The sequence below is a fragment of the Mannheimia sp. ZY171111 genome, assembly GCF_017750945.1.
Taxonomy (GTDB): Bacteria; Pseudomonadota; Gammaproteobacteria; order Enterobacterales; family Pasteurellaceae; genus Mannheimia; species Mannheimia pernigra.
In genome coordinates this window covers 1,982,177-1,994,872 of record NZ_CP046532.1, presented here as the reverse complement: position 1 = coordinate 1,994,872, position 12,696 = coordinate 1,982,177, and the positions used below count along the sequence as shown (strand labels likewise).

Sequence of the window (12,696 nt, the reverse complement as noted above, 5' to 3'; positions counted from 1 at the left end):
TTGGTGTGCTTTCACTATTTTACTGATTATTTCAAACGCATTGCAGGGAATAAAATCACATCACGAATTGACTGTGCATTTGCAAAAATCATGGCTAAACGGTCGATACCTAAACCTTCACCTGCTGTTGGTGGTAAACCGTGTTCCAATGCTACAATAAAGTCTTCATCTTTAAACATCGCTTCATCATCACCTGCATCTTTCGCGACAACTTGTGCATCAAAACGCTCAGCTTGATCTTCCGCATCATTTAATTCAGAGAAACCATTACCAATTTCACGACCACCGATAAAGAGCTCAAAACGATCGGTCACCTCTGGATTTTCATCATTACGGCGTGCAAGCGGTGAAATTTCTGCAGGATGTGCCATTAAGAAAGTCGGCTGAATTAATTGATGTTCTGCGACTTCTTCAAAAATTGCATTCACTACAGAGCCTAATCCCCATGATTTTTGAATTTCAATGCCTAAACCTTTTGCAATTTCAACGGCTTTCTCAATGTTATCTAAATCGGAACGAGAAATACCATTACCATATTTCACGATAGCATCGTGCATTGTAATACGCTCAAATGGCTTACCAAAATCAAACACATATTCGCCATAAGGTACATCTGTCGTGCCAAGAATATCCAATGATAATTGTCTTAACAATTCTTCGGTGTTATCCATTAAATCGTGATAATCTGCATAGGCTTGATAATACTCAATCATTGTAAATTCTGGATTATGACGAACAGACACCCCCTCGTTACGGAAGTTACGGTTTAACTCAAATACACGTTCAAAGCCACCAACGACTAAACGCTTTAAGTAAAGTTCTGGCGCAATACGCAAATACATATCCATATCTAACGCATTATGGTGTGTAACAAAAGGCTTCGCTGCTGCTCCACCTGGGATTACTTGTAACATCGGAGTTTCAACTTCAATAAAATCTCTATCTAAGAAGAATTTACGAATGCCTGATACTACTTGCGAACGAATCATAAAAGTACGGCGAGATTCTTCATTAGAAATAAGATCTAAATAACGTTGGCGATAACGAGTTTCCAAATCCGTTAAGCCGTGATGTTTATCGGGTAATGGGCGTAACGCTTTTGTTAAAAGTTGAACTTCAGAACAACGAATAGTTAATTCGCCTGTTTTAGTTTTAAATAAAGTTCCCTCAACACCAACAATATCACCAAGATCCCAAAGACTTACGTTTTCTTCGTAAACACTTTCGCTCAAATTATCACGTGCCACATAAAGTTGGATGGCACCACTCACATCTTGAATGGTAAAAAAAGATGCCTTGCCCATTACACGTTTTAGCATAATACGGCCCGCTACTTTAGCTTGAATATGTTGCTCTTTTAATACTTCGCCTTCGACTTCATCATACCTAGTATGTAAATCTTTTGCTAACACATCACGACGAAAAGTATTTGGAAAAGCGTTACCCTGCTCACGAATTTTATTTAACTTTTCACGACGAGCTAACATTTCTCCATTAAGATCTAATTCTTGATTTTCTACTTCAGACATTAAATTACCTTTAGATTTTCAAAATTTGGATAAATAAAACTGGGCGATTATACGTTATTTTCAGGAATTTTGGTAGGAAACAAGCGGTAAGATTTTCAATAAATTTTGCAAATAGGCAGGATTGAAGCTAAATCACTTAACTCCAATCCGTTATACATTACATTACAACAACATCAAATTGATCCCGATGATAATACGGTTCTAATTTTATCTCTATTTTTTGTCCGATAAAGGCCTGCAATTCAGCTAGTAATGCGTGGCTTTCTTCATTAATCAAGTATTCTGCCACTTCTTTAGACGCATAAACATGCATTTTTTCTGTTTTAAATAGATGATGTACACGCACAATTTCACGCATAATTTCATAGCTGACGGTTTCAACTGTTTTTACCGTACCACGCCCCTGACAAGCCGAGCAATCGCAGCAAAGAATGCGTTCTAAACTCTCACGCGTACGCTTGCGTGTCATTTCAACCAAACCAAGTTGAGTAAAGCCATTTACGTTAGTTTTTACTCGATCACCTTTTAACGCTTCTTGTAACGATTGTAAAACTAAGTTGCGATGCTCTACTTCTTGCATATCAATAAAATCAATAATAATAATACCGCCTAAATTACGTAATTGAAGTTGGTGTGCAATTGCCTGCGTTGCTTCAATATTCGTATTAAAGATGGTGTGTGCAAGATTTCGATGCCCAACAAATGCACCTGTATTGATGTCAATTGTTGTCATAGATTCTGTTTGTTCAATAATCAGATAACCGCCTGATTTCAGATTTACCCTCTTATCGAGTGCTTTTTGAATAGCTTCCTCAACACCGTAAGCGTCAAATAATGTTTTAGCCCCCATATACAAACTTACAGAATTTGTTAGCTCAGGCATAAACTCAGTTAAGAACTCTTTGACTTGCTCACAAGTTGTTTTTGAATCAATCCAGACTGCATTAATATGCGTGCCAATAAAATCTCTTAGCACACGTTGAGCCAACGCAAGCTCTCCATAAAGCATTGACTTAGCTGGATATTTTGTTTTCCGCTCTAACACTTTTCGCCATAATCTTTTCAAAAAAGCAGCATCTTGCTTTAAGCTTTCTTCATTTGCTTCTTCAGCCGCAGTACGAACAATAAATCCACCCAATTCATCACAATAAGGCTCAACCAATCTTTTTAAACGCTCACGCTCCTCCTCACTTTCAATTCTTTGCGAGACCCCAACGTGACTATTTTCTGGCATAAAAACTAAATAGCGAGAAGGTAACGTAATATCAGTCGTTAAACGAGCCCCTTTGGTACCAATCGGATCTTTAACTACTTGCACAACAATATCCTGCCCCTCACGCACTAGCTCGGCAATATCTTTTACTACAAACTGCTTCTTCTCATTTTCATCAACACATTCTGTATGTGAAACAATATCAGAGGCATGTAGAAAAGCCGCTTTTTCTAACCCAATATCCACAAAAGCAGACTGCATTCCTGGCAACACCCGGGTTACTCGTCCTTTGTAAATATTACCGACAATACCACGCTTAGCTTCACGTTCAATGTGTAGCTCTCTTAACAATCCGTTTTCAACTAATGCTACCCGAGTTTCACTTGGAGTTACATTAACTAATAATTCTGTCCCACTCATTTTTTTCTCTATATTTGTAAACTACTCTAAAGTTTACCATTTCATCATTAAGAAAACAAAACCTTAGTATAGTATGTATATTTGTATGGTAGCTGCAAAAGAAAGAATGATAAATCGTACTGCACAAACTGTAATAGTTCAATTCCTTGCAACATTCCAAAGACACAACCACATTTAAATCCTTAAACAATCCATTTCAAACTGCATTGGGGAGCGATTTCCTAATGCAGAATGCAGTCGTCTCGGATTGTAAAAATCTTCAATGTATTCCGCCACACAAAGCAATGCCTGCTCGCGTGTCTTAAATCGGTAGCCGTTGAGTTTCTCCGTCTTTAAACTGCGGAAAAAACGCTCTGTTACCGCATTGTCCGTACATTTCCCCCGCCCTACTTTGGCTATGCACCATTTTCGCTTCTGTCAGCACATTCCGAAAGGCTTGGCTGCTGTATTGGGAGCCGCGGTCTGAGTGGAAAATAACGTCCGCAGGGGGCTTGCGGCGGTGAATGGCAAGTCGCAAGGCTTGAACGCATAAGCGGCTGTCCGGCGTATCCGATACCGACCAGCCGACAATTCTGCCCAAATGGTGTCGGGCATCATTGCACACTGCCCATTTGCACTATTTTCCGCAAAATCGACCGCTTGTTTTCGCCAAACTTTAGCTTTCGGGCACTTGGCTTTTATCTCGAGCTCCCGCATTAAACGGCGAGCTTTAAACCGCCCGATTTTTATCCCTAAATCCGTCACCGCCTGTGATAAACGCCGTGAGCCATAGGTTTCACCGCTTGCCTCAAAGACAGATAGCAACGTTTCCTGCAAGCTCATCAACGTTTGATTCGGTGACGATTTTTCCCAACGATGGCTGGTGGAGCGATTCAACGAAAAACAACGGGACAGTTGTGCGGGGGAAATGCCTTCTCGCCGTAAATCCACCACACAGGATTTCAAGACTTCTCGAGCAAGAAGGCGGACACCTTTTTTAGTAAGGCATTGTCGCTACGCAACGGCTCATTCTCCGCCCGTAAACGCTGAATTTCCCGCTGCTCGGCGAGAAATTGCTGCTTCCAACGATTCAAGGCAGATTGGCTGACTCGCATCATTTTGTACACTTGACTGACGCTATGTTTGCCGTCTAACACCATTTCAACACATTGCTTTTTATACTCAGGAGGTAAAAAGTTTAACCATTTTGCTGTTCTCCATTTTGAGAGAGTTTATCAAAAATAGTCTTTGGTTTATTGCAGTGGGTTAGACCATTACAAAACGTATATCAAGTGTTTTCATTATATCCTCACTTTGGTTACTGATTTTACATACAGTATAATGAGTGAGGATTTTTATGTCAATAAAATAGTGTAATAATTTACAGTATTTGAGTTTTTAATTATTAGCCAAAATAACCGCACGCTTAGGGGCTGGGTAGCCTTCAATGGTTTTATTGCGATCGGCTGGATCTAGAAAATCTACCAAACTTTCATTTTCTAACCAATCGGTTTTACGTTGTTCCTCAAGGGTGGTGATTCCTTCATCAACACAACGTACATTCTTAAAGCCGACTTTTTTCAACCAGTTAATTAATGCAGGCACGGACGGAATAAAATAGACATTTTTCATTTTAGCGTAGCGATCCGTTGGCATAAGTGTATCATTGATATCACCATCAATGACGAGAGTTTCCAGCACTAATTCCCCGCCTTTTACTAATTGTGCTTTGAGCTGAGAAAGATGATCGATAGGTGATTTACGGTGATAAAGCACGCCCATTGAAAAAACCGTATCAAAAGCCGCCAGCGGTTGCATTTGCTCAATCCCAAGTGGGATAAGATTGGCTCGTCTGTCATTGCCTAATAATTTTCTGACTGCCTCAAATTGACAAAGAAAAAGCTCGGTGGGATCAATTCCTACCACCATTTTTGCCCCTTCACCGACCATTCGCCACATATGATAACCGCTGCCACAGCCAACGTCTAAAATGGTTTTTCCTTCAAGCGGAGATAAGTGTGGCAACACACGATCCCATTTAAAATCGGAACGCCATTCGGTATCAATATGAATGCCGTGTAAGTGATAAGGGCCTTTACGCCAAGGCATAAGTTGTCTTAAATGATGGGTGATTTGCTTTATCTCACCTTCAGACAACACTTCACTTGGAATTGATTCCACTTTGTCTTTTAGGTTAATACAAGCGGTCGAATTTGGTAAAAAATTTGCAACTTTTGCCCATTTTGCATAATCGGCGTGAGTGGTTTTTTCCCATTGCTTTAACTGCAAAGGCAAGGTTTCAAGCCAATCAGAAAGTGGCGTAGTTGCAATTTGTTGATAAAAAGGACGGAAGTCGATCATATATTCAGGGGTTTTAATAATAAAATATTGAATTTTGTAAGGGCGAGCCTAAGTGCCTGCCCCACAAATTAAATTGGATTATCTCACAATCGGATTAACTTTCGCTTTCTGTACTTTGCGGTAAGCGTTGAGTAATTTCTGATGAGCGATCATATTTTCCAACGTTTCGTCAGAAGCGGTTAAACCGTGGAACGGATTACCGCCTTGCACCGCATTCCAAGCGAATTCCACCGCTTCCACGCCGTACATTTTCTCGAATACAGAACGATATTGAGCCGGTTCACGGTTTTGATCTAGAAATAATTCAAGCGTGCTGATTAAGCAGCGATAATAATTGTTACGCTCTGCTGAGAAGACGCTGGCGTTCATATTTGCCGTCCAGTTTGCCCAATCTAAGGCTTGCTCTAAATTTCCGAGTGCTAAATGCAACATTGATTTTAACTCACCGATACGCAAGGTTTGCATTGCAGATTCTTTTTCTGCTACCACGCCGATAAACTCACGCACACGGGTTAAATCATCAATGCTTTGCTCGTCTAATTCATCAAGCAATTCTTGATAAGTGTCTGCATCGTGATGGAAGTGTGGCAGGTCCAACAAAATTTCACGCCAATCTAATCCCATATTATTGTTAGCGTAGATGAGATCATCGCTTGGGTAAATATTTGACATTCCTGGTGCTAAAATACGGCAAGAGTACACACCTAAATGCTCGTAATCCATAATATAAACTGGCTGATTGTGCTTGTTGAAAATCGCCATCATATTATTAAATTCTTGCTCGGTTGTACCAGAGAAATCCCAATGCACGAATGGATAATCTGCATCACGTTTGAAAAGATCCCAAGAAATAAGACCGCTTGAATCAATAAAATGGGTTTCCATATTCGCGTGATCGGCTACATCTTCATTATTGAAAGACGGCGGTGCAAACACATCTAAATCTTTGAGGCTGCGACCTTGCAGAAGCTCGGTGACAGTACGCTCAAATGCGACTTGGAAATTTGGGTGTGCACCGAAAGAGGCGAAACAAGTGCCGTTTTGTGGATTGAGTAAAATCACACAAATTACAGGGAATTCGCCACCTAATGAGGCATCGTAGCAAAGAATCGGGAAGCCTTCTTGCTCTAATTTTTCGATAGAAGCCTTAATCGTTGGATAGCCATCAATCACCGATTGCGGAATTTCAGGCAAGCTGATCGCTTCAGTGATAATGCGATGTTTTACGAAACGCTCGAACACTTCGGATAAACCTTGCACACGAGCTTCGTTTTTGGTGTTACCTGCAGACATACCGTTTGATACGAATAAGTTACCGATAATGCTTTGCGGAATATAGACGGTTTGATTATCAGATTGGCGAATATAAGGTAAAGCAACGATGCCTCTATCATAGTTGCCCGATTGTAAATCCACTAATAATTCAGGGGTAAGTTCACCATTCGGGTCGAAATATTCCCATAAGAAATCATCCATCATTTCTGGTGGTGGCACATCTTCATCTTCAATCAGGAACCATTTTTCGCTTGGATAATGCACGAAAGCGCTGTTAGCAATTTCTTGCCCTAAGTAGAAATCTGCCCAGAAATAGTTAGTGGATAAACGCTCAAAATATTCGCCTAATGCAGAAGCTAACGCTGCTTTTTTGCTTGCCCCTTTACCATTTGAGAAACATTGCGGGCAATCTGCATCACGAATATGTACAGACCACACGTTTGGAACGGGATTTAACCAAGAGGCTTCTTCAATATTAAAGCCAAGGTTTTTTAATTTGTGTTGAAAGGTAGAAATACTCTCTTCAAGAGCAGCATCTTTACCGGTAATAAAAGTTTGTTCTGACATAGAGGCCTTTAATATGATTTAGTAAGCTAATTATTATACTAAAAAATGGATATAAAGTGGGGAAGTTTAATCAATAGAATTTGGAGAAATTTATACTTTAATGTGAATATACGCCACATTATTGTTATTCTATTTATAATAAATTATAGTACTAGAGAATATAGATAGGGATTTATATAAATATGAAAAATGAATACTTTGCACACATTAGAAAATCTGATGGGGTGATTCAATCTGTTCTAACCCATCTTTTGGAAACCGCTCAAATTGCTCGCATTTTGGCAACGAAGTTAGATTTAGCTGAGGCGGGAGAATTACTTGGTTTAATGCACGATTTCGGCAAATATTCCGAGAAATTCCAGAAATATATTCGCCGAGTGACCAGTATGTTAAATCAAGCGGATTTAGACAGCGAAGATGAAACCAACGGCGGCGACCATTCCACCGCAGGGGCTCAGTGGATTTATCGCCGTTTGATAAAATATGGTTCGAACGGTATTGGCGAGCTTTGTGGGCAAATTTTAGGACTATGCATTGCCTCTCACCACGGTGCAGGCTTGATTGACTGTTTAAGTCCGGAAGGTAAGGCGGTTTGGCGAGACCGTTTTAATAAGGAGGATAAAGACGCCCATCTTAGCGAATGTGAGCAAAAGGTGGATAAATCTATTCTTGAACGTGCAGAGCAATTAGCTTCTGAATCCCTCATTCAATCCCTTCAAAAACCGATTGCCGCAATTTTAAGTCAGCAAGATGTTCCCTTTAAAATTAAAGAGCTTTATTTAGCCTGTTTAACCCGTTTTTTATTTAGTTGTTTGATTGATGCCGACCGTATAAATAGTGCTGATTTCGAGCGGGAAGAACAAAAAGAGATTCGCCATTTCAACGAAAAACCAAACTGGCAACAGGCGATTGATACATTAGAAAACTATTTATCTCGTTTTGAAATTAAATATCCGATTGACCAAATTCGCCGTAATATTTCCAACGATTGCTTAACGCGAGCCTGTGATAAACAAGGTATTTATTCTCTTACCGTGCCAACTGGCGGAGGTAAGACCCTTGCCACTTTGCGTTATGCGTTACATCACGCTCAAACACACCAACTTGATCGCATTATTTACATTATTCCCTACACATCAATTATCGATCAAAATGCTCAGAATGTGAGAGAGATTCTAGGCGATGATTGGGTGTTAGAGCATCATTCCAACATTGAGCCGGAAAAACAGACTTGGCAAAATAAAGTGTTATCTGAGAACTGGGATAAGCCGATTATTTTCACGACAATGGTGCAATTTCTTGATGCTTGGTTTGGCGGTGGCACGCGTGGTGTTCGTCATATTCACGCCATGACAAGAAGCGTTTTGATTTTTGATGAAATTCAAACCCTGCCGATTAAATGCGTTCATCTGTTTTCCAATGTATTAAATTGGCTTGCCCAATTTGGTAAAAGTACCGCCGTTTTATGTACCGCGACACAACCTTTATTAAATCAGCTCAAAAAGCCGGAATTAGGGCAAGTGAAATTAGCGGAAAACGCGGAGTTAATGGGAAATCAACAGAATTTAACCGCACTTTTTGATGATCTCTCCCGTGTGGAAATCCACTATCGCTCGCAAGTGGGCGGATTTTCGCTAGAAAATGCAGGTGAGTTTTTGCTAGAACAGTTCAAATTACATTCTAGCTGTTTATTTATTGTGAATACCAAAAAATGGGCTCAGGATTTATATCGTTACTGTCAGGATCACCATATTCCCCAAGATGCCCTTTTTCATTTAAGTACCAACCAATGTTCTGCTCATCGAAAAGTGATTTTTGAGCAAATTAAAACTCGATTGAAAAATAAAGAGCCGGTGATTTGTATCAGTACTCAGCTTATTGAAGCGGGTGTAGATATTTCTATGGCGTGTGTCATTCGAGCCTTAGGCGGTTTGGATAGCATTGCTCAGGCGGCAGGGCGTTGTAATCGCCACGGTGAAAAAGAGGGCAAAGGGCAAGTTTATGTGATAAATCTGAAAGAACCCAATTTAGAAGAAGTCTTGTCGGATATTACAATCGGGCAAGATAAAGCGGCTCGGGTATTTGGTGAATATGAAGGGCAAGATATTTTACAACCGGCGGCAATGACGCAATATTTCAAGTATTATTTCCACGATCGCAGTGATGAAATGGTTTATCCGCTCAAAAATAGTACATCGGGATCCTTGCTGGATTGGTTGTCGGATAATTGCCACAATGTTTATGCCCCGAAAAATGATCGAAGAACCCGGCCTTTCCCGTTATTGATGCAATCCTTTAAAAGTACGGGGAGGGAATTTCAAATGATTGACGCCCCAACCCAAGCGATCATTGTGCCTTATGGTGAGGGAAAAGAGATAATTACGACATTATGTAGCGTGGAAGATAACAAGGAGAAATATGAAGCTCTTGCCAAAGCCCAACGATATAGCGTGAATGTTTTCCCCAAGGTGTGGCGAAAATTGGTGGAGGCAGAGGCCTTACAAGAAACGCAGGCAGGGTCGGGAATCTACTATTTAGATGAACGGCATTATTTGGAAGAATATGGTTTATGTACAGATCGTGCAGGCAATATGACTTGCTATGATTTTTAAGTTGTGAAAAAGGAGCGATATGAATAATAAAATTAGTTTTCGCGTATGGGGTAGGCAAGCACTTTTTACTGATCCTGTCACTAAAATTGGCGGTGAAAAATTTAGCTATCCGGTGCCGACTTGTGAAGCCTTAAAAGGTATTTTAAGAAGCATTTATTGGAAGCCGACCTTGATTTGGCATATCGACCGCGTGCGGATTATGAAGCAAATTCGTACTCAAACTAAATCCACCAAACCCTTGGATTGGAATGGCGGCAATACCTTAGCCATTTATACTTTCTTGCAAGAGGTTGAATATCAAGTGGAAGCCCATTTTACTTGGAACGAACATTGGGACGAATTAGCCGGTGATCGTAATCCAGGAAAACATATGGCGATTGCCGAACGAATGTTAGCCCGAGGCGGACGACAAGATATTTTCCTTGGCACAAGAGATTGCCAAGGTTATGTTGAGCCTTGTCAGTTTGGAGCGGGCGAGAGTTTTTATGATGGAACAGGCGAGTTGGATTTTGGTTTAATGTTCCACAGTTTTGGCTATCCGGAAGAAACCGGCAAACACGAACTGATTAGCCGTTTTTGGAATGCCACGATGCAAAATGGCGTGATTGAATTTCCAAGCGTCAATGATCAATCCGGTCGTTTAAAAAAACGTTTTATTCGTGAAATGAAACCGTTTAAACCTTTTAAACGCGGCGAAAATGTGAAACTGGTGGAAGACGAGGAAAAGGAGCTTGAATTATGAGCTGGATGCAGAAACTTTATCGGACTTATGAAGCGGTTTTAGCTCGTTCGGATAAACTTGATGGCGATCCTTTAACACCGATAGGGCATACACTACAAAATGCCCATATTGTGATTGTCTTGAATGGAGATAGTGAGTTTCAAACCGCAAGAGTGATGCCGCCGAAAACGGCGATTATGTTACCGGCGACAGAATCCTCGGAAAACCGCACAAGCGGTGAAGCCCCTCATCCGCTGGCGGACAAACTACAATATGTCGCGAAAGATTATGTCGATTTCGGTGGCGAGAAAAAAGCTTATTTTGAGGGCTATTTAACCCAATTACAGGCTTGGTGTGATTCATCTTTTCAACACCCAAAAGTGTTAGCCGTTCTCCATTATGTTAAAAAAGGGCAGGTGATTGCAGATTTAGCCCGAGCTGCTGTTTTGCCGCTTGATGCGAATGGTAAGGTGCTGAATAAATGGGAAAATGACAGTGAAGCCCCGGCTATTTTTTCAACCTTGCCAAAAACCAAAGGCGAAATTGAGTTTGGTTCTGCCTTAGTGTGTTGGTGTGTGGAAATACCCAATGATCCGCAGTCTGATACTTGGACGGATAGCAGCGTGCAACAATCTTGGGCTGATTACTTAGCTTCTGCCGACAGCAACAAAGGCTTCTGCTTGGTAAAAGGCGAGGAGGCAGCTATTTCTACGATGCACCCTGCGAAGTTACGTCATACAGGCGATAAAGCTAAGCTGATTTCATCAAATGACACTGGCGGTTATACCTTCCGTGGCCGGTTTGAAACGGCAGATGAAGCAGCGACGATTTCAGCCGAGGTTTCAGCCAAAGCCCATAGTGCATTGCGTTGGTTGATTGCCCGCCAGGGCATTCGCAATGGCGATCAAGTCACCGTGGCTTGGGCGATTAGTGGTAAAGAAGTGCCTTCGCCATTACAAGATCCGTTTCAAAACTTCGATTTTGATAATGCGGATACCAGTGCGATCGAAAATAACGCTGAATTTCAAACATCGGCAGATTCGGAAACGAAGCTGGACTGGTCAGAGAATATCGGCAAAGAGGCAGCCAACCTCATCAAAAAGAAATATCACGGCTATAAAGCGAAATTGGATCATCACGAGCAAATTTCGCTGCTGATGTTAGATTCTGCCACACCGGGGCGAATGGCATTAACCTATTATCAAGAATTTTTGCCAAAGGATTATTTTGCCAATTTAGAAGCGTGGTTGGACGATTTTACTTGGTTCCAACGCCACACTTTTGAGGTAAAAGGCGGTAAGAAAAACGAAAAACGCACCTTGTGGTTCGAGCTTCCGCCATCCCCTTTTGCGATTGCGCAAGCCGTGTATGGCAAATCGTTAAATGATAAGTTAAAAAAACAACTTTATGCCCGCTTGCTCCCCGTGATTGCTGGTGGGAAAAGTGTGCCAATTCCCTACGATTTGGTGCAAAAAAGTTTCCAAGTCGCCTGTAATCCAAACGGCTGCGATACTTGGGAGTGGCAACGCAATATCGGCGTAGCTTGCGGCCTATATCGAGGCTGGTGCGCTCGTCATCACAAAGAATCAGAAAGGAGAACTTACGATATGAGCTTAGACATCAAAAATCGCTCACGGGATTATCTGTACGGCAGACTCTTGGCTGTTGCAGAAAATATTGAATCTTACGCACTCTATCTCGCCGGCGAAAAACGCTCAACCAATGCAGAACGCTATATGCAGCAGTTTGCTGATCGCCCTTATTATACTTGGCGTAATCTTGAATTAGCCTTACAGCCTTACCAAGAACGCCTGAAAAATAATGGCAAAGATACGGGAATGCAGGCCATTAGTGAGATAACCGATCTCTTTGAGCATAATGATTTTATCAATGATGGCAAATTAAGTGGCGAATTTTTATTAGGTTACCATTGCCAAAAAATGGAAATTGCTCGCCAAGTTGCTGAATTAAAAGCGAAAAGTGCTAAATCAACTGAAGAATAATTTTATAGAAGGAAAA

Annotated in this window: 10 protein-coding genes and 1 pseudogene; 3 read left to right on the top strand and 8 right to left on the bottom strand. The window is 41.1% G+C overall.

The features are described 5' to 3' along the window. Positions 1-26: 26 nt before the first annotated feature. The 8 genes and pseudogenes from lysS to ycaO all read right to left on the bottom strand — a co-directional run bounded on the left by lysS (position 27) and on the right by ycaO (position 7,344). Positions 27-1,529 (bottom strand): lysine--tRNA ligase, encoded by a 1,503-nt coding sequence (gene lysS, locus GM698_RS09470; RefSeq protein WP_176808624.1) that lies wholly within the window; start codon positions 1,527-1,529, stop codon positions 27-29. 157 nt (positions 1,530-1,686) lie between these two features. Beyond that, positions 1,687-3,162, bottom strand: coding sequence for a ribonuclease G (gene rng / locus GM698_RS09465; protein WP_209289341.1), 1,476 nt, complete (start codon positions 3,160-3,162; stop codon positions 1,687-1,689). A gap of 174 nt (positions 3,163-3,336) precedes the next feature. After that, positions 3,337-3,561, bottom strand: a complete 225-nt coding sequence (locus tag GM698_RS10815) for an IS3 family transposase (RefSeq protein WP_209289805.1) — start codon at positions 3,559-3,561, stop codon at positions 3,337-3,339. Next, positions 3,464-3,679, bottom strand: coding sequence for a hypothetical protein (locus tag GM698_RS10810; RefSeq protein WP_371739893.1), 216 nt, complete (start codon positions 3,677-3,679; stop codon positions 3,464-3,466). The genes GM698_RS10815 and GM698_RS10810 overlap by 98 nt, the downstream gene beginning before the upstream one ends. Beyond that, positions 3,580-4,095 (bottom strand): IS3 family transposase, encoded by a 516-nt coding sequence (locus tag GM698_RS09455; protein WP_209289340.1) that lies wholly within the window; start codon positions 4,093-4,095, stop codon positions 3,580-3,582. The genes GM698_RS10810 and GM698_RS09455 overlap by 100 nt, the downstream gene beginning before the upstream one ends. An 8-nt stretch (positions 4,096-4,103) precedes the next feature. Continuing rightward, a pseudogene (locus GM698_RS10805) lies at positions 4,104-4,319 on the bottom strand (transposase); the annotation flags it as partial. A gap of 220 nt (positions 4,320-4,539) precedes the next feature. After that, positions 4,540-5,502: a tRNA 5-methoxyuridine(34)/uridine 5-oxyacetic acid(34) synthase CmoB gene (cmoB, locus tag GM698_RS09445; protein WP_209289338.1), complete on the bottom strand. Its 963-nt coding sequence runs from the start codon at positions 5,500-5,502 to the stop codon at positions 4,540-4,542. 78 nt (positions 5,503-5,580) lie between these two features. Next, complete coding sequence (gene ycaO / locus GM698_RS09440; RefSeq protein WP_209289337.1) at positions 5,581-7,344, bottom strand: 30S ribosomal protein S12 methylthiotransferase accessory factor YcaO; 1,764 nt, start codon at positions 7,342-7,344, stop codon at positions 5,581-5,583. 182 nt (positions 7,345-7,526) lie between these two features. Between ycaO and cas3 the strand changes: the two genes are divergently transcribed. From cas3 to cas8c, 3 genes are read left to right on the top strand one after another with little or no spacing between them, the layout of a single operon-like run. Beyond that, positions 7,527-9,956: a CRISPR-associated helicase Cas3' gene (gene cas3, locus GM698_RS09435; RefSeq protein WP_209289336.1), complete on the top strand. Its 2,430-nt coding sequence runs from the start codon at positions 7,527-7,529 to the stop codon at positions 9,954-9,956. A gap of 19 nt (positions 9,957-9,975) precedes the next feature. Continuing rightward, entirely contained in the window at positions 9,976-10,698 is a 723-nt protein-coding gene (gene cas5c / locus GM698_RS09430) for a type I-C CRISPR-associated protein Cas5c (RefSeq protein WP_209289335.1), read from the top strand. Continuing rightward, positions 10,695-12,680, top strand: coding sequence for a type I-C CRISPR-associated protein Cas8c/Csd1 (cas8c, locus tag GM698_RS09425; RefSeq protein WP_209289334.1), 1,986 nt, complete (start codon positions 10,695-10,697; stop codon positions 12,678-12,680). Before cas5c ends, cas8c begins: the two co-directional genes overlap by 4 nt. Positions 12,681-12,696 lie beyond the last annotated feature (16 nt).

What these genes read in the sequence shown, in the direction of transcription:
- lysS (WP_176808624.1), bottom strand. Translation starts at nt 1,529, where the DNA reads ATGTCTGAAGTAGAAAATCAAGAATTAGATCTTAATGGAGAAATGTTA.
- cas8c (WP_209289334.1), top strand. Translation starts at nt 10,695, where the DNA reads ATGAGCTGGATGCAGAAACTTTATCGGACTTATGAAGCGGTTTTAGCT.
- ycaO (WP_209289337.1), bottom strand. Translation starts at nt 7,344, where the DNA reads ATGTCAGAACAAACTTTTATTACCGGTAAAGATGCTGCTCTTGAAGAG.
- cmoB (WP_209289338.1), bottom strand. Translation starts at nt 5,502, where the DNA reads ATGATCGACTTCCGTCCTTTTTATCAACAAATTGCAACTACGCCACTT.
- cas5c (WP_209289335.1), top strand. Translation starts at nt 9,976, where the DNA reads ATGAATAATAAAATTAGTTTTCGCGTATGGGGTAGGCAAGCACTTTTT.
- cas3 (WP_209289336.1), top strand. Translation starts at nt 7,527, where the DNA reads ATGAAAAATGAATACTTTGCACACATTAGAAAATCTGATGGGGTGATT.
- rng (WP_209289341.1), bottom strand. Translation starts at nt 3,162, where the DNA reads ATGAGTGGGACAGAATTATTAGTTAATGTAACTCCAAGTGAAACTCGG.